Source organism: Actinomycetospora sp. NBC_00405 (assembly GCF_036044095.1).
GTDB lineage: Bacteria > Actinomycetota > Actinomycetes > Mycobacteriales > Pseudonocardiaceae > Actinomycetospora > Actinomycetospora callitridis.
The window spans coordinates 595,680-612,884 of the sequence record NZ_CP107938.1 but is presented as its reverse complement, the minus strand read 5'-3'; the positions used below and the strand labels follow the sequence as shown (position 1 = coordinate 612,884).

Genomic DNA, 17,205 nt, shown 5'->3' with positions numbered 1-17,205 from the left:
GCCTCACCCCGTTACACGGACGTGACCGGGGACTCCCCGCCGGGCGGCACACCGGGCGGCCGCCCGGCCTCCAGGCGGTCCTTGAGCGCGAACGCCACCACCTTTGCGGCCCGCTGCCGGCGCACGCCCTCGCGTGTCGCGGCCCGCCGCGAGAGGGGCTCGCCGACGGGATCGACCCGCAGGAACCAGTGCAGCACCGTCCCGTCGCCGACGGGCTCGAGCCACACCTCCATGCTGCCCGTCCAGGCGTCGCCGACGACGCTCCAGCGCACGCCCTGCGCGCCCCGGTCGGTGAACACCCGCAGCGCGAGGTCCGGCCAGAGCCGGCGCCAGGCGGCGGGGTCGGCGAACTCGGCGGCGAGGCGCTCGGGAGGCACGGCGAGGAAGGTCTCGTCCACCACGTCCACGGTCGCCACGCCGCCAGCGTGACAGGACCCGTGCGGCACGCCGTGCGGGACTCCGGGGTCGTGGATGGGCGGATTGTCCGGCTACCGGGAGGTAGCGCCCCGCGACTATGGTCACAGCCGACGCAGCGAGGCGCGCGGGGCAGGAGTGGAGCGAGATGCAGCAGTACACGGAGCCGGCGACCGCCAAGGTGGCCGACGACGACAACCTCACCGCCGCGCCGTGGGCCAACGCCGAGGCGCACGGCAGCGACGTCGCCTACCGCCGCCTGGTCGACGACCAGTGGCAGGACGTGACGTTCTCGACCTTCCGTGACGAGGTCGCCACCGCCGCCAAGGGCTTCCTCGCCGCGGGGCTGCAGCCCGGCGACCGCGTCGGCCTCATCTCGCACACGCGCTACGAGTGGACGCTGCTCGACTACGCCCTCTGGGCGGCCGGTGCGGTCACCCTCCCGATCTACGAGACCTCGTCGTCCGACCAGGTCGAGTGGTGCCTGTCCGACTCCGGCGCCAAGGGCGTGATCGTCGAGTCCGACGAGCACCGTGCCATCGTCGAGAACCTGCGCGAGAAGCTCCCCGAGCTCGAGCACGTGTGGCAGATCGACGGCGCCGACGGCGCGGTGAGCGCCCTGCGCGACGCCGGCGCGGGCGTCGACGACGCGACGCTGGAGGAGCGCCGGACGTCGGTGCACGCCGACGACCTCGCGACGCTGATCTATACGTCGGGCACCACGGGCCGCCCCAAGGGCTGCGAGATCACCCACCGCAACCTGCTGTTCGAGGTGCGCGCCGTCGCCGACACGTTCTCGGACCTCATGCAGCCGGGGAACTCGACGCTGCTGTTCCTCCCGCTCGCGCACATCTTCGCCCGCGTCATCCAGTGCGCCGCGATGGAGTACCGCTACACGATCGGCCACTTCGCCGACACGAAGAAGCTGACCACCGAGCTGCCCCGCTTCCAGCCGGACTTCCTGCTCTCGGTGCCGCGCGTGTTCGAGAAGGTCTACAACGGCGCCAAGGTCAAGGCGCACAACGACGGCAAGGGCCGGATCTTCGACATGGCCGAGGCGACGGCCGTGTCGTACAGCGAGTCCCTCGACGCGGGCGGCCCCGGCCTCGTCCTGCGCCTGCAGCACGCCCTGTTCGACAAGCTCGTGTACGGCAAGCTGCGCGCCGCGCTCGGCGGGAAGTGCACGGGTGCGGTCTCCGGCGGCTCGGCGCTCGGCGCTCGCATCGGCCACTTCTTCCGCGGCATCGGCGTCCCGATCCACGAGGGCTACGGGCTCACCGAGACCAGCGCGGCGATCACCGCCAACCCGAACCGGGCGATCAAGGTCGGCACCGTCGGCAAGGCCATCCCCGGCGTCACGATCGCGATCGGCGAGGACGGCGAGATCCTCGCCAAGGGCGACGTCGTGTTCCGCGGCTACTGGAACAACGAGGAGGCGACGGCCTCGACGATCGTCGACGGCTGGTTCCACACCGGCGACCTCGGCGGCCTCGACGAGGACGGCTACCTCTCGATCACCGGCCGCAAGAAGGAGCTGATCGTCACCGCGGGCGGCAAGAACGTCGCCCCCGCGGTGCTCGAGGACCGCGTGCGCGCCCACCGCCTCGTCAGCCAGGCGCTCGTCGTCGGCGACAACCGGCCCTACATCGGCGCGCTCATCACCCTCGACCCCGAGGCCCTGCCGGGCTGGAGCTCCGAGCGCGGCAAGGACGCCTCCGACGCGGCCACCCTCGCCGAGGACGCCGACCTGCAGGCCGAGATCTCGGGCGCGATCGACGACGCCAACCGCGCCGTCTCCAAGGCCGAGGCCATCAAGCAGTGGCGCATCCTCGAGAGCGACTTCACCGAGGAGAGCGGCGAGCTCACCCCGACGATGAAGCTCAAGCGCAACGTCATCACCGAGAACCGCGCCGCCGACATCGAGGCGGTGTACGAGCAGCGCTGACGCCGCCCGGTCCTGGTCGCAGCGAACGCCCTATCGGCGTGCTCCCCTGACTCGCTGCTTCTACGCGCGCGAAGTCCCCGTTCGCATCGCCGGACTTACGCGGCGGCCAGCGCGCGCAGGCGGGCGGCGCGGGCGTCCCAGGTCCAGTCGGCGCGCATCCAGCGCCGGCCGGCCTCGCCCATCGCGCGCGCGGCGTCGGGGTCGGCGAGCACGCTCGCGAGGGTGTCCGCGACGTCGGTGGCGTCGCGGCCGTCGACGAGGCGCCCGGTCTCCCCCGGCCGGACGGTCTCGGGCGCGCCGCCGGAGCGACCGGCGATGACGGGCACCCCGGCCGCCTGGGCCTCGAGGAGCACGATCCCCAGCCCCTCGACGTCGAGGCCCCCGCCGAGCGTGCGGCAGGGCAGCGCGGAGACGTCGGCCGCGGCGTGGTGACCCGCGACCTCGTCGGGGGCCATCGGGCCGGTGAACACCACGTGGTCGGCCACCCCGTGGCGGCGCGCGAGCCGACGCAGCCGGTCGCGGTCGGGCCCGTCACCGGCGATCATCAGCGCCGCCCCGGGCACCAGGGTCCGCAGGCGCGGCAGGGCGGCGATCAGCACGTCCTGGCCCTTGCGACGCACCAACCGCGACACGCACACCACGAGCGGGCGGTCCCCCAGCCCGTGCCGGCGGCGGATCGCCTCGCGGGCGCCGGGATCGGGCCGGAACCGGGCGGTGTCGATGCCCGACGGCAGCGGCTCGAGGGCGGCCTCCGGACCCAGGGCCGGGGCGATGCGGCCGCGCGTGTAGCGGCTGACGGTGGTGACGACGTCGCAGTCGCCCCCGATGCGCCGCAGCGCCTGGCGGCTGCCCGGCAGCATCGACCAGCCGACCTCGTGCCCGTGGGTGCTCGCGAGCACCCGGCGGGCCCCGCGGCGGCGCAGCGCCGGCGCCATCAGGCCGAGCGGCGCCGCCGCCCCGAACCACACGGTCTCGATCCCGTGGGAGCGCACGAACTCTGCGGCCCGTCGGGTGGCGTCGGGCGTCGGCAACATCATCGTGGTCGGCAGGCGGTGCACCTCGAACGGCTGCGCCGCGTCGAACGTCCGGCACGCCTCGACGGCCTCCGGCGAGCGCGCCCAGGTGGACGCGAGCACCACCAGCTCGTCGGGCGGCAGGTGCGTGGCGAGGGCGTGGAGGTAGGACTGGATCCCGCCGGGCCGGGGCGGGAAGTCGTTGGTGACCAGCAGCGTGCGCGCCACCGCGGGAGCGTGTCACGCCCCCCGGCGCGCCCCGCGACGGGCTACGAGGCCCAGCGGCGGACGAACTCGACCGCCGCCGCGTCGACGACCTCGGGGTGCGAGGCGCTCAGGAAGTGCTGCCCGCCCTCGACGACCCGCAGCTCGGCCTCCGGGGAGCGCGTGAAGCGGCCGATCTCGTCCTGGGCGTTGGCCACCGAGTAGACGGGGTCCGCCGTCCCGTGCAGCCAGAGGACCGGGCACCGGACCTCGTCGAGCCTGCCGTGCAGCCCGTCGCGGTCCCGCAGGTTGATCGAGCTCGTCCGCAGGCGCCTGCGCCCGGCGTCGCCGGTGTAGTTCTGCTGGTGGGTCGCGTGCCAGAAGGCGCGCTCCTCCGGGCTCACGTCGGGGCCGAAGCCCTCCGCGAGCACCGCGTCGACGAGCTCGACGGGGATCACCCAGTCGTCGCCGACGGGCTCCGCGAGGGCGTCGATCGCGGGGGTGCAGAACGAGATGCCGTCCCAGCAGCCGAGCTCGCGGCTCCGCGGGCTCTCGAAGTCCATCGACGTGCCGAGCGGGAGGACGCCCTGCACGACGTCGGGCGCGAGCAGCGCCATGCGCACGGCGATCCAGCCGCCCTGGGAGGTCCCGAGCACGAACGCCCGGTCGATGCCGAGGGCGTCGAGGACGCCGAGGGCGGCCGCCGCGCTGTCCCAGTAGGTGTAGTCGGCGTACCCGGCGCGGGTGCTGCCGTGGCCGTAGGGCTCGATCGCGAGGAGGTTGGCGGTCCGCCGGAGCTCCTCGTCGTCGAACTGCGGGCGGTAGAGATCCACCGACGTGGTGAATGAGTTGGACAGCACCAGCGTCGGGAGCGACGCGTCGTACGGCGCGGCGAGCGCGTACCCGATGGTCGAGGAACCGAGGTGGGGCACGGTGACCGTGTCGGCGACGCTCATGCTCCGGAGCCTGTGACCCGGACCACGGCCGTGTCAATCAGCCGTGTCCATCGGCGGGGTCGTGTCAGAGGACGACGCGCCGCACGCCCGAGAGGCTGCGGCGGACCTCGGAGACCTTGACGACGTCGCCGGCCTGCGGGGCCTCGAGGAACTTGCCGTCACCGACGTAGAAGCCGACGTGGGTGACGGGCTCGTTGAAGAACAGCAGGTCGCCGGGCCGGGCGTCCGGGAAGGACACCGGGACACCGATCAGGGCCTGCTGGCGCGAGACGCGCGGCAGCCCGACCCCGACCTGGCGGTAGGCCCACTGCACCAGCCCGGAACAGTCGTAGGTGCTCGGCCCGGTGGCACCCCAGAGGTAGGGCTTGCCCTGCTGGGTCAGCGCGACCTTCAGCGCCTCGATGGCGATCCCGGTGCCGGCGATGTCGGTGGGGAAGTCCGTGGTGCCGCCGCGGCGCAGCGCGGCCAGGGTCTCGGGTGAGGCGTCCTCGAGGGCCTGCTCGGCCGCGGCGACCTCGCGGTCGGCGTCGTCCTTGCGGCGCTGGGCGTCGTCGGCGGTGCGCTGCGCATCGGCGGCGGAACGCTCGGCGTCGAGCGCGCGGGCGTCGGCGTCGCGCTCGGCACCCTCGGCGACCGCGGTGGCGTCCAGGAAGCGCTGGACCAGGGCACGGTTCTCCTCGGAGATGGTGTCCAGCAGCGACGTGCGGTCCAGGTAGGCCTGCGGGGACTCGGCGCCCAGCAGCGCACCCAGAGGGTCGAGCTGCCCGCCCTGGTAGGCGGCGCGGGAGACCTGGTCGACCGCGGTGAACGCGACGTCGCGCTCGGCGCGGGCGGCGTCGGCGACCTCGCGGGCGGCGTCGGCCTCGCCGCGGGTGCGGTCGGCCTCGCCCCGACGGACCCCGAGCTGCTCCTCCGCGTCCAGCGACGCCTCCGTGGCGTCGGCCGCGCGGGCGTTGGCCTGGGCGAGGGACGTGACGGCGTCGGAGGCTCCGGGCGGGACGATGGGGTCGGCCCACGCGGACCCCGTGGGCCCGGCTCCGAGCCCTGCCCCGGACCCGAGCAGGGCGACGACGGCCGTGACGACCACGGCCACCGGGAGGCGGCGGCGAGCGCCGCGATCCGCGGGGCGGGGAGACACCACGGTGTCGTCGGGTCCTCTCTGCGCTGCCCGGCACAGCCGCGACCCCGGACCCTCCGGCCACCAGTACAGGGCGGCCCGGGACCGGACGTCTCGGCCCCCGACGGCCACCATCCGGAGCCCACCGCGCCGTGCTCGGGCCGCGGTGGGTGCGCGGACTCTAACCGACCGTTCTGGGCCTCCCGCGCGCGGCGGCGGCGATCGGTGGGCGCCCGGGCGGTGGACGGCCCGGCGCGCACCGGGCGGCGCGCGCTCACCCCACGCCCCGGGCTCGCCGCGCCCCCACGACGCCGGCCGGACGTTCGCGCGGCGGCGCCGCCGGGGGCACCAGCCGCAGCCGCGGGATGAGCCCGTGGTCGGCCAGGACCTCGAGCGCGCGCTGCTCCACCGGACCGAACTCCAGCGGCAGCGGGCCGCCGGGCTCGTCCGGGGACGGCGTGGCCCGGGCCGGGACCGTCGGCGTGCCGAGCAGCACCCCGACGACGCAGTCGTCGCAGGCGATGTCCCGCACCGTGCAGGTGTCGCAGTCGATGAGCACAGCGGCCTCCCAGTGGTGTCGACGGCCTCTCGACGGCCTCGACGCCCTCGGCCCCGGCAGGTCCGGGGTCATGCTGAGCACGCTAGGAGCGACCCCCGACAACGCCGGTCCGCGCGACCGGGCGGGGCCCCTCAGATGCGCGCGAGCCGGCCCAGCAGGACGCTGGAGGGCACCGGGTGGGCGCCGCTGCGGCGCACCGAGTCGACGACGGCGCGGTCGGACGTCACCACCACCAGCGGCCGGCCCTCCGGCTCCGCCCCGACCAGGGAGCGGATGAGGTCGTCGGCGAGCACGCCGGCGTCGCTGAAGAGCACCCGCACCCCGCGCACCGAGTGCGTCGGCACCCCGGTGATCCCCGCCCCGTCGAAGACCAGCGTGGTCTCGGCCCCCGTGCGGGCCGCCAGCGGCTGGACCGCGGCGACCAGGCGCTCGCGCTGCGCGGCCAGCGACAGCTCCGGCCAGCCCGTCTTGGTGACGTTGTAGCCGTCGACCATGAGGTGCACCTCGGGCAGCGCGAGCAGCCGGTCGAGCGCGGCCGGATCGGTGACCCGGGCCTTCGGCAACCCACCCGGCCCGGCCGCACCTGCCCCCGCGCCGACCAGCTCCGCGGGCCGCGTGCCGGTGTCCCCCGGGCGCAGGCCGAGCTCCCGGCGCAGGCCCTCGGCGGCGCCCGCGACGGTGTCGACGAGCAGGGCCAGGCGCGCGTCGTCGGCGCGGCGTGCCTCCACCGAGGCGCGCCGGACCGCGGCCAGCTCGTCGGCGGCACGACGCGTACGCTCCTCGGCGTGGGCCGCGGCCTCGCGGGCCCGGTCGCGCTCGCGCCGCAGCTCCGCCATCTCGACGCGCAGCCCGCCCTCCCCCGCGTCCCGCGCGGCCCGCAGCTCGGCGGCCTCGTCCTCGGCGCGCCGCACCCGCGTGCCCTGCTCCCGGAGGCGGGCGCGCAGCTTCGCGATCTCGTCGCGGTTCTCCTCGGCGGTGGCCTCGACCGCGGCGCGGGCCTGCGCGCGGTCCGCGGTGAGCCGCCGGACCTCGCCCTCGAGCTTCTCGACCTTCGCGACCGCGGCGTCGCGCTCGGAGCGGGCGCGGGCGGCGTCGGCGCGCTCCCCGAGGTCGCGGACCAATACCGAGCCCTCGTCCCGGCCCTCGAGCACGGCGACGGCCGCGGCGTGCACCGGGTCGGGGACCTCCGGACGCCACCGTGCCGGCTGCTCCTCGGTCCACCAGCCGACGACCGACGCGGCGAACCCCTCCACGCTCCCCAGCGCCGTGAGCAGCGGCCCCGCACCCGCTCGGGCCCGCTTCGACGGCGCGAACCGGGACACCGCGCGCACCGGCGGGGGCAGGTCGGTGACGGGCATGTGCCCGACGGCCACGGACGCGAGCTCGGCCACCTTGACCCGCACGGCCTCGGGCGCGCGCTCGAGGAGCTGGACACGGACGGCGGCCCGGGCGGCCTCGTCGGGGGCTTCCCCGGAGGCGGGCACAGAGGCGGGCACGGACGCGGGCTCGTCGGCGGCCGCGGCGGGTGCCCCCGTCGCCGCACCGTCGCCGCCGGCCTCCATGACCGCCCAGGCTAGCCCTGCCGGGTCACCGTCCGCGCTGGTGAGCCCGGTGCGGCGCGCGCTCGACCGCGGAGTGTCGGGGGGCACCCCTAGCGTCCCGCCGCGATGGACGCCCCCGCCCGTCCGGTCACCGGTCCGGACCCCCAGCTCTCGTTCGGCGAGCTCGGCACGCCCTTGTCGGCCGTCACGTTCGTCGTGGTCGACCTGGAGACGACGGGCGGGCCGCCCGACTCGGACGCGATCACCGAGATCGGCGCGGTCAAGGTGCGCGGCGGCGAGATCGTCGGGGAGTTCGCGACGCTCGTCGACCCGGGCGTCGCCGTGCCCCCGCAGATCGTCTCGCTCACCGGCATCACCACGGCGATGGTCCGGGACGCCCCGCGGCTGCCCGCGGTCCTGCCCGGCCTGCTGGAGTTCTGCGCCGGGGCGGTGCTCGTGGCCCACAACGCGCCCTTCGACGTCGGGCACCTGCGCGCGGCCTGCCGGCGCCACGGACCGTCGTGGCCGCGCCCGGCGGTGGTGTGCACGGCGCGGCTCGGGCGCCGCGTCCTGTCCCGCGACGAGGCGCCGTCGTGCCGGCTCTCGGCCCTGGCGGCGCTCTTCCGGGCGGGCACACGCCCGATCCACCGCGCGCTGGACGACGCGCGGGCCACCGTCGACGTCCTGCACGGGCTGCTCGAGCGCGTCGGCGGCCGCGGCGTGTCGACGCTCGAGGACCTCCTGGCGCTGCAGGTCGAGGTCAGCCCGGTCCAGCGCGCCAAGCGCCACCTGGCCGACGCCGTGCCCGAGCAGCCCGGCGTCTACCTGTTCCGTGGGCCCGGCGACGAGGTGCTCTACGTCGGCACCAGCGGCGACCTGCGACGACGCGTGCGCTCCTACTTCACCGGCGGCGACAAGCGGGCGCGCATCAAGGAGATGATCGGGCTGGTCGAGCGGGTCGACTGGGTGGTGTGCGCCCACGCCCTCGAGGCCGAGGTCCGGGAGCTGCGCCTGCTCGCCGGGCACGCGCCCCGCTACAACCGGCGCTCGCGCTTCCCGCACCGCGGCTGGTGGGTCGCGCTCACCGACGAGCCCTTCCCGCGGCTCTCGGTGGTCCGCACGCCGCGCGCCGACGCGGTCGGGCCCTTCGGGCGCCGTCCCGACGCCGTGGCGGCGGTCCAGGCCCTGCAGGACGCCCTCCCGCTGCGGCCGTGCACCCAGCGCATCCCGGCGCGCGGCGCGTCCGGGACGCCGTGCGCGCTGCACGAGATGGGCCGGTGCGGGGCGCCGTGCGCGGGCCACGTGGACGTCGCGGCCTACCGGCCCGTGGTCGACGACGCCCGGGCGCTGGTGCGCGGCGCCGACGACACGGGGCTGCGGCGGCTCTCGGCGACGGTGGGCGACCTCGCGGCCGCCGAGCGCTTCGAGGACGCCGCGGCCCACCGCGACCGCCTCGCCGACCTCGCCGCCGCCCTCGGGCGCGTCCAGCGCCTCTCCGCCGTGGCCGCGGCGCCGGAGATGATCGCCGCCCGGCCAGACGGCGAGCGCGGGTGGGACCTCGCGGTCGTCCGGCACGGACGCCTGGCGGCCGCCGGGCGGGCCCGCCGGGGCGTACCGCCGATGCCGGTGGTCGAGGCGCTCGTGGCCTCCGCCGAGACCGTGCGGCCCGGCGACGGCCCGCTGTGCGGCGCGCCGCCCGAGGAGGTCGCCGTCGTCACCCGCTGGCTCGAGCGGCCCGGGACGCGGATGGTCCGCACCACCACCCCGTGGGCGATGCCCGCCGCCGGGGCCGGCGCGTGGGCCGGGTGGGTCGGGCGGGCCCGCGAGGCGCGGCGCGAGCCCGCGGGGGCGCCGGGCGAGCCGCCCTAGACTCTCGGCACCCGGGGCCGGGCGGCCGGTCCCCGAGCCACACCCGAGCGACGAGGAGGGCCCGTTGATCACGGCCTTCGTGCTGGTCCACGCCGACGCCGACCACATCCCCGAGACCGCCCAGGCCATCGCGGACCTCGACGGCGTCGCGGAGGTCTACTCCTGCGCCGGCGACGTCGACCTGGTCGCCGTGGTCCGCGTCCGGGAGCACGAACAGCTCGCGGACGTCATCGCCGGCGGGCTGAGCCGCGTGTCGGGGGTGCGCAGCACGTCCACGCACATCGCGTTCCGCTCCTACTCCTCGAGCGACGACGCCTCGGCGTTCTCGATGGGGCTCGACTAGCGGGTCACGGCCTCAGTCACGCACGGCGCGGGCGACCGCCGACCAGCGCTCGAGCAGCGCCCCGGCGGCTCCCGAGTCGACCGCCTCGGCGGCCCGACGCATCCCGGTCGCCACGCCGGCGTGCAGGTCGGTCATCGCCGTGCCGGTGACCGACTCCTCGTGGGCGGCCAGCGCGGCGCCCGCGTTGAGCAGCACCGCGTCGCGCACCGCGCCGGGCTCGCCGGCGAACACCGCGCGGGCCACCGCGGCGTTGTGGGCGGCGTCCCCGCCGCGCAGCGCCCCGGGGCCGGAGACCGGCACGCCCAGCGCGGTCGGGTCGAGCGTCTCCACCCGCACCCCGCCGGGCCCGGCGTGCCAGACCGTGGTCGTCGTCGCGGTGGTGACCTCGTCGAGCCCGTCGTCGCCCCGCACGACCACGGCGCGGTCCCCGCGCGCGGCGAGGACCTCGGCGAGGATCGGCGCGAAGCGCACGTCGGCGCACCCGATCAGCGCCGCACCCGGGCGGGCCGGGTTGGTGAGCGGCCCGAGCAGGTTGAACGCGGTCGGCACGCCGAGCTGGCCGCGCACGGGGCCCGCGTGGCGCATGGCCGGGTGGAAGACCTGGGCGAAGCAGAACCCGATGCCGACCTCGGCGACGCAGCGGGCGACGGCGTCGGGACCGAGGTCGACCGGCACGCCGAGGGCCTCGAGGACGTCCACCGACCCGCTCTGCGACGACGCGGCGCGCCCGCCGTGCTTGACGACGCGGGCACCGGCCGCGGCCATCACGACGGCCGCCATGGTCGAGATGTTGACGGTGTGCGCGCCGTCGCCGCCGGTGCCGACGATGTCGACCACCGGGCCGGGGACGTCGACGGACCGGGCGTGGGCGAGCATCGCGGTCGCCAGCCCCGCGATCTCCGGAGCCGTCTCGCCCTTCGCCCGCAGGGCCACGACGAAGCCCGCGACCTGCGCGGGCGACGCCTCGCCCGACATCACCTGGTCCATCGCCCACTCGGTGTCGTCCGCGGCGAGGTCCTGGCCCGCCAGCAGGCGCCCGAGCAGGCCCGGCCAGCTCGGTGGCGTCCCCACCGCGGCCGTCACCCGCGGACGGCGGGCGCGGCCCGCTCCCGCAGGACGGTGGCGACGGTCTCGGCGGCGGTCACCGGGTCCAGCGGCTGCACGAGGACGGCGTCGGCCTGCGACCAGGTCGCGAGCCAGTGGTCGTCACGGCGCCGGACGACGACGATGATCGGCGGCGGGTCGTCGCTCTCGTTCTTGATCTGACGGCACACCCCCATCCCGCCGGTGGGCTGCGCCTCGCCGTCGAGGACCGCGAGATCGATCTCGCCGGCGTCGAAGGAGCCGAGGACGTCCCCGATGCTGTCCGCCTCGACGAAGCGCAGTCGCGGGAGGTCGGGCGCGGGGCGGCGCCCCACGGCGCTGGAGATGGCCTCGCGCACCTCCGGACGATGGCTCATCACCACGACCGTGAGTGTGGGGCTCGGGGCGCTCATGGGGCGGATGCTATCCGGCGGGCCCCGACGGCACCGAGCCCCACGACCACCAGCCGCGCCACGCCCGGCGATCGGTACGACGAATCGACGTACGACGGCGGGTAGGAGAACCTGCAGGTGAGGGGCGTGCAGGTCGCGGCGGGTGCGGACCGTCCCCCGAACCCGGCACGATCCGCCCTCGCCCCGACGGGCTGGTGTCGGGCAGAGGTGTCATCATGACGCCCGTGACGACCGCCCAGGGTGCGCCGGCGCCTTCCTTCAGCGCGAGGATTCACTCCCTCAACCGGCCCAACGTCGTGAGCGTGGGGACCATCATCTGGCTCTCCAGCGAGCTGATGTTCTTCGCCGGGCTGTTCGCCATGTACTTCGTCGCGCGCGCGAACGCCACGGAGGGATGGCCGCCGGAGCCCACCGAGCTCGACGTGCCGTACGCGCTGGTGAACACGATCATCCTCGTGGCCTCGTCGTTCACGTGCCAGTACGGCGTGTTCGCGGCGGAGCGCGGCGACGTGTTCGGCCTGCGCCGCTGGTACGCGATCACGTTCGTGATGGGCACGATCTTCGTGCTCGGGCAGGTCCTCGAGTACCACACGCTGGTCACCGAGCACGCGACGACGATCTCCAGCAGCTCCTACGGGTCGGTCTTCTACATCACGACCGGGTTCCACGCGCTGCACGTCACGGGCGGTCTGATCGCGTTCATCCTGCTCATAGCCCGCACGTTCCTCAGTCGGTTCACACCGGCGCAGGCCACGGCGGCGATCGTCGTCTCGTACTACTGGCACTTCGTGGACGTGGTCTGGATCGGCCTGTTCGCCGTCATCTACTTCATCCGCTGACCCGTGTCGGCGACCCCGCAAGCCCCGCAGGACCAACCGCACCACCACCGAGGAGAGCTCGAGGTTGGGCACCCGATGAGTGACGAGAAGCCGCGATCCGCCCCCACCCGGGCGCGTCGCGGGACGAAGATGCGCCGGCGCCTGTCCGGGATGCTGGCCCTGGGCGTCGCGCTGGTCGCCGTCGGCGGCCTCTACACGGTGTTCACCCCGGAGCCGGACCAGGCGCTCGCGGCGGACCCCGCGATCGTGCGCGAGGGCCAGCAGATCTACGACAACTCCTGCATCACGTGCCACGGCACGAACCTGCAGGGCGTGGAGGGGCGCGGCCCCAGCCTCATCGGCGTCGGCGAGGCCTCGGTCTACTACCAGGTCTCCACCGGCCGGATGCCGCTCGCGGCCCAGGGTGCGGTGGCCGAGCGCAAGCCCCCGCGCTTCGACGAGGCCCAGATCGACGCCCTCGGGGCCTTCATCCAGGCCAACGGCGGCGGTCCGGTGACGCCCGAGGAGAGCGGCGAGGCGCTGCGCGGCCGCGACCTCGGTCGTGGCGGTGAGCTCTTCCGCCTCAACTGCGCGTCGTGCCACAACTTCACCGGCCGCGGTGGCGCGCTGTCCCAGGGCAAGTTCGCGCCGAACCTCGACCCGGCGAGCGAGTCGCAGATCTACGCGGCGATGCTCTCGGGCCCGGCCAACATGCCCACCTTCGCCGACACGCAGCTCTCCCCCGAGGAGAAGCGCGACATCATCGGCTACATCAAGTCGGTGGGCGCCGCGAACCCCGCGAAGAACCCCGGCGGCGCGGGGCTCGGTGGCTTCGGCCCCGTACCGGAGGGTGTCGTCGCGTTCTTCGTCGGTCTCGCCGCCCTCATCGGTATCTCTCTGTGGATCGGATCCCGCCAGTGAGCACGCGCCCCGCTGACCACGGCGCCAACGCGCCCACCGAGCCCCACCCCTCGGACGCCACCCCGCGCATCCCGTCGGACGACGAGCTCGCCCGGATGAGCACCGACGACCTCGTCCGTCTGGGCAACCAGATCGACGACCTCGAGGTCGTCTCGGACCGCGAGCGGTTCCCCGTACCCGGCACCCGCGCCGAGAAGCGGGCCGAGCGCCAGGTCGCGGGCTGGTTCATCATCGCCGCCCTGTCGGGCATCGCCTTCCTCGTGGCGTTCATCGCCTGGCCGTGGGAGTACGTGGGCCCGGGCGAGGAGGGCGGCGTCCTCTACGCGCTCTACACGCCGGTCATCGGATTCCTCTTCGGTCTCTCGGTGTTCGCGGTCGGCATGGGCGTGATCGCGTACTCGAAGAAGCTCCTTCCCGAGGACCTGACGATCCAGCAGCGTCACGACGGCCGTTCCTCGGAGATCGACCGGCGCACCGCAGCCGCCCGCCTGGTCCAGACCGGACAGCAGAGCGGCATCACGCGGCGCAAGCTGGTCTATCGGTCGATCGGTGCCGCCGGTGGGGTGCTCAGCCTCGGCGTGCTGGTCGCCGCCTTCGGAGGGCTCGTCAAGAACCCGTGGAAGGAGGGGCCCAACTCGCCCCTGCTCATCACGGGGTGGCACTCCGAGGACGGTGAGCGCGTCTACATGCGACGCGACACTGGCGAGTCCGACCAGGTCGTGCTCGTGCGTCCCGGCGACCTCGCGCCGGGGGCGATCGAGACCGTGTACCCGTTCAAGGAGTCCATGCGGAACAACGAGGAGGAGCTGAAGGAGGTCCTGCACTCCGCCGACTCGCCCGTGATGCTCATCCACCTGCGGCCCGAGGTCACCGTCATCAAGCGGGCCGGCCAGGAGGACTTCAACTACGGGGCGTTGTTCGCCTACTCGAAGATCTGCAGCCACATGGGCTGCCCCACGTCGCTGTACGAGGACCAGACCAACCGCATCCTCTGCCCCTGCCACCAGTCGCAGTTCCAGGCCAACGAGTACGCCAAGCCCGTCTTCGGCCCGGCCGCCCGTCCACTGGCGCAACTGCCCATCGCGGTGGACGATCAGGGATACCTGTACGCGCGCAGCGACTTCATCGAACCGGTGGGTCCGGCGTTCTGGGAGCGAAGCTCATGAGTGCGATCACCACACCCACCCGCAAGGGCGGCGGCACGGCGATGAAGCTCGCCGGCACCGCCGCTGACGAGGCGGACAGCCGGTTCCACCCCGCCGGGCCCCTCCGGCGTCAGATCAACAAGGTCTTCCCCACGCACTGGTCGTTCATGCTGGGCGAGATCAACATGTACGCGTTCATCGTGCTGCTGATCTCGGGCACCTGGCTGGCGGTGTTCTACGACCCGTCGATGACCGAGGTCACCTACGCCGGCCCCTACGTGCCGCTGCAGGGCGTCTCCATGAGCCGGGCTTACGAGTCGACGCTCGAGATCTCGTTCGAGGTCCGCGGGGGTCTGTTCATCCGCCAGGTCCACCACTGGGCGGCGCTGCTCTTCGTCGCGGCGATGATCGCGCACATGATGCGGACGTTCTTCACCGGAGCGTTCCGCCGCCCGCGCGAGACCAACTGGGTCCTCGGCGTCGTCCTGCTGCTCACGGGGATGATCGAGGGCTTCATCGGCTACTCGCTGCCCGACGACCTGCTCTCCGGCACCGGCATCCGCACGGGCGTCTCGGCGATCGTCATGTCGATCCCCGTGATCGGCACCTGGTTGCAGTTCGCCATCTTCGGCGGCGAGTACCCGGGCGAGATCATCATCCCGCGCCTGTACATCGTCCACGTGTTCCTGCTGCCCGGGATCATCACCGCGGTCATCGCGGTGCACGTGGCGCTGGTGTGGTTCCAGAAGCACACCCAGTTCCCCGGCCCGGGCCGCACCGAGCGCAACGTCGTGGGTGTCCGCATCCTGCCGACGTTCGCCACCAAGGCCGGCGGCTTCACCGTCGTCTCGGTGGGCCTCATGGCGGCGATGGGCGGCGTGTTCCAGATCAACCCGATCTGGAACCTCGGTCCGTACAACCCGGCCAAGGTGTCGGCAGGCTCGCAGCCCGACTGGTACATGGGCATCTTCGACGGCGCGGTGCGACTGTGGCCCGCCTGGGAGATGTACCTGTTCGGCCGGTACACGATCTCGGCCATCTTCTTCCCGGCCGTGATCGGGATGGGCCTGCTCACCACGTTGTTGGCGCTCTACCCGCTGATCGAGCGCAAGCTCACCGGCGACGATGCGCACCACAACCTGCTGCAGCGCCCACGCGACGTCCCGGTCCGCACCGCCACCGGCATGATGGCGATGTTCTTCTACTTCTGGCTGCTCGTGGCCTGCGGCAACGACATCATCGGCTACACGTTCGACATCTCCCTGAACGTGATGACGTGGATCGGGCGCATCGGGCTGCTCGTCGGCCCGCCGCTGGTGTACTTCGCGACCTACCGCATCTGCCTGGGTCTCCAGCGCACCGACCGCGAGGTGCTCGAGCACGGCATCGAGACCGGGCACATCAAGCGCCTTCCGCATGGTGAGTTCGTCGAGGTGCACCAGCCCCTGGGCGGCGTCGACGAGCACGGCCACGCCGTCCCGCTCGCCTACCAGGGCGCCAAGGTGCCGAAGCGCATGAACGACCTCGGCGCCGCGGGCCAGCCCCTCAAGGGCGGCTGGTTCCGTCCGGATCCGGCCGACGAGCAGGAAGCCCTCACCGGCGGCCACGGCGGCGGCGACCCGATGGAGGTCGAGCCCGGCGAGCAGCGCGAGCTCGCCGGCCGTCCGGACGCCGGGCGCCCGCGCGACATCCAGGAGTAGATCGTCCGCACGACACGGGCCGGGAGCGTCACCGACGCTCCCGGCCCGTCGTGCGTTGTCGATCCTCCCCCGGCCCCCGGCTTCCGGCGGGGCGTGCACCGCTGGTGCAAGCCCTGCGTCCACGCTGGCACTGAACGCCAGGATCGCCACAGCGTCGCTCGAGCGACACGCCGAGGACGGCGCTGCGAGCTTATGAGCGGTTCCAAGGGGGCAGGGGGGCAGGGGGGCCCAAGCAACCGCCCTGAGCTCCTCAGAGGACCTTGGAGGCCACGTTCAGCTCGCTCACGGGGGACGGGCGCCGGTGCCGCGGGGGTCGCCACTCGGCCGAGCTCTGCTGCTGTGGTTCCGCTGGGCACACGCGTACGACGTCGCCGGGCGGGCACCTGCTGCTCGCCGCTCGGAGGAAGGCGACGTGACCTCCGGCCGCCCGACCTCCGCCCGCCGGCCCGGGGCCTCGGGGCTCGATCAGCAGGCGAAGACGCACCCGTCCGAGTGCCGCTGCCGGTGCCTTTCGACCTGGTGAGCCCCCAACCGGGCGGACCCCCGCCCCCAACGACACGGACGCGCCGTTCGTACGCCTAGAAGCAGCGAACAGCGCGTTCGCTCCACCGACCACGCCCGCCTCGAGCCAGACGCGACAGCCAGACGCGTCAGCCAGGCACACCACAGCCCCGCTCCGACCGGGCGGAGCGGGGCTGTGAGGGCGTCTGAGGGCCTGCGAGAGGCCCGCGAGCGAGCTAGTGCGCCGACGGACCCGCGTGGTACTCGAACACGAGGCCGCAGATGGCGATGAGGAGGGCGACGCCGGCGAGGACGATCAGCCACCACTGCCACAGGGCGATGCCGAAGCCCGTGAGGGCGGTGCCGCCCGCGACGGCGATGGGCCAGTAGCTCCCGGGGCTGAAGAAGCCCAGGTCGCCGGCGCCGTCGGACACCTCGGCCTCGGGGTTGTCCTCGGGCCGCTCCTCGAGCCGCCGGGCGACGAAGCGGAAGTACGTGCCGACGATGAGGGTCAGGCCGCCGGTCAGCGTCAGGGCGACGATGCCGACCTCCTCACCGGAGAGGATGCCGTACACGATCGCGCAGACGAAGCAGAAGACCGTGAGGATCTCGAAGATGCGGGATTCGACCTTCACCGGGTCCTCGCTCTCGACAGGGTGGGGC

16 protein-coding genes are annotated in these 17,205 nt (G+C 74.2%); 7 read left to right on the top strand and 9 right to left on the bottom strand.

All coding sequences use genetic code 11. The annotated features are described in order from the left end of the window. Nucleotides 1-11 precede the first annotated feature (11 nt). Complete coding sequence (locus OG774_RS03040; protein WP_328306551.1) at nt 12-416, bottom strand: polyketide cyclase / dehydrase and lipid transport; 405 nt, start codon at nt 414-416, stop codon at nt 12-14. A 146-nt stretch (nt 417-562) separates the two neighbouring features. Here OG774_RS03040 and OG774_RS03035 point away from each other — a divergent pair, with 146 nt between their 5' ends. Next, complete coding sequence (locus OG774_RS03035; RefSeq protein WP_328306549.1) at nt 563-2,359, top strand: AMP-dependent synthetase/ligase; 1,797 nt, start codon at nt 563-565, stop codon at nt 2,357-2,359. A 95-nt stretch (nt 2,360-2,454) separates the two neighbouring features. Here the strand turns inward: OG774_RS03035 and OG774_RS03030 are convergent, their stop codons facing one another. The 5 genes from OG774_RS03030 to OG774_RS03010 all read right to left on the bottom strand — a co-directional run bounded on the left by OG774_RS03030 (nt 2,455) and on the right by OG774_RS03010 (nt 7,770). Continuing rightward, nucleotides 2,455-3,600: a glycosyltransferase family 4 protein gene (locus OG774_RS03030; protein WP_328306547.1), complete on the bottom strand. Its 1,146-nt coding sequence runs from the start codon at nt 3,598-3,600 to the stop codon at nt 2,455-2,457. A 41-nt stretch (nt 3,601-3,641) separates the two neighbouring features. Then, a complete protein-coding gene (locus OG774_RS03025; RefSeq protein ID WP_328306545.1) occupies nt 3,642-4,532 on the bottom strand; it encodes an alpha/beta fold hydrolase in 891 nt (296 codons plus the stop codon). 64 nt (nt 4,533-4,596) lie between these two features. Next, entirely contained in the window at nt 4,597-5,673 is a 1,077-nt protein-coding gene (locus tag OG774_RS03020; RefSeq protein WP_328306543.1) for a C40 family peptidase, read from the bottom strand. A gap of 250 nt (nt 5,674-5,923) precedes the next feature. Further along, nucleotides 5,924-6,208: a hypothetical protein gene (locus OG774_RS03015; RefSeq protein WP_274190209.1), complete on the bottom strand. Its 285-nt coding sequence runs from the start codon at nt 6,206-6,208 to the stop codon at nt 5,924-5,926. Between the two features lie 131 nt (nt 6,209-6,339). After that, nucleotides 6,340-7,770, bottom strand: coding sequence for an NYN domain-containing protein (locus OG774_RS03010; protein WP_328306540.1), 1,431 nt, complete (start codon nt 7,768-7,770; stop codon nt 6,340-6,342). A gap of 105 nt (nt 7,771-7,875) precedes the next feature. Here OG774_RS03010 and OG774_RS03005 point away from each other — a divergent pair, with 105 nt between their 5' ends. Then, nucleotides 7,876-9,618: a DEDD exonuclease domain-containing protein gene (locus tag OG774_RS03005; RefSeq protein WP_328306539.1), complete on the top strand. Its 1,743-nt coding sequence runs from the start codon at nt 7,876-7,878 to the stop codon at nt 9,616-9,618. Between the two features lie 64 nt (nt 9,619-9,682). Beyond that, nucleotides 9,683-9,961, top strand: a complete 279-nt coding sequence (locus OG774_RS03000; protein ID WP_274190212.1) for an Lrp/AsnC family transcriptional regulator — start codon at nt 9,683-9,685, stop codon at nt 9,959-9,961. A gap of 12 nt (nt 9,962-9,973) precedes the next feature. Here the strand turns inward: OG774_RS03000 and trpD are convergent, their stop codons facing one another. Then, nucleotides 9,974-11,044 carry an anthranilate phosphoribosyltransferase gene (gene trpD, locus OG774_RS02995; protein ID WP_328306536.1) on the bottom strand — a complete coding sequence of 357 codons (1,071 nt, stop codon included), beginning with the start codon at nt 11,042-11,044 and terminating at the stop codon, nt 9,974-9,976. Then, nucleotides 11,041-11,457 (bottom strand): hypothetical protein, encoded by a 417-nt coding sequence (locus tag OG774_RS02990; RefSeq protein WP_328306534.1) that lies wholly within the window; start codon nt 11,455-11,457, stop codon nt 11,041-11,043. The genes trpD and OG774_RS02990 overlap by 4 nt, the downstream gene beginning before the upstream one ends. Before the next feature lie 215 nt (nt 11,458-11,672). Here OG774_RS02990 and ctaE point away from each other — a divergent pair, with 215 nt between their 5' ends. The 4 genes from ctaE to qcrB all read left to right on the top strand — a co-directional run bounded on the left by ctaE (nt 11,673) and on the right by qcrB (nt 16,041). Next, the gene (gene ctaE / locus OG774_RS02985) at nt 11,673-12,296 is read left to right on the top strand and encodes an aa3-type cytochrome oxidase subunit III (protein ID WP_274198045.1); all 624 of its coding nucleotides are present in this window, start codon (nt 11,673-11,675) and stop codon (nt 12,294-12,296) included. A 75-nt stretch (nt 12,297-12,371) separates the two neighbouring features. Next, a complete protein-coding gene (qcrC, locus tag OG774_RS02980) occupies nt 12,372-13,196 on the top strand; it encodes a cytochrome bc1 complex diheme cytochrome c subunit (protein WP_328306531.1) in 825 nt (274 codons plus the stop codon). 68 nt (nt 13,197-13,264) lie between these two features. Continuing rightward, on the top strand, nt 13,265-14,362 hold the full coding sequence (gene qcrA / locus OG774_RS02975) for a cytochrome bc1 complex Rieske iron-sulfur subunit (RefSeq protein ID WP_328310742.1): 1,098 nt from the start codon (nt 13,265-13,267) through the stop codon (nt 14,360-14,362). Beyond that, nucleotides 14,359-16,041, top strand: a complete 1,683-nt coding sequence (gene qcrB, locus OG774_RS02970; RefSeq protein WP_328306529.1) for a cytochrome bc1 complex cytochrome b subunit — start codon at nt 14,359-14,361, stop codon at nt 16,039-16,041. The genes qcrA and qcrB overlap by 4 nt, the downstream gene beginning before the upstream one ends. Nucleotides 16,042-16,778: 737 nt before the next feature. On the opposite strand, the gene OG774_RS02965 is transcribed toward qcrB, so the two are convergent. Then, a complete protein-coding gene (locus OG774_RS02965; protein WP_328306527.1) occupies nt 16,779-17,177 on the bottom strand; it encodes a cytochrome c oxidase subunit 4 in 399 nt (132 codons plus the stop codon). Between the last annotated feature and the right edge of the window lie 28 nt (nt 17,178-17,205).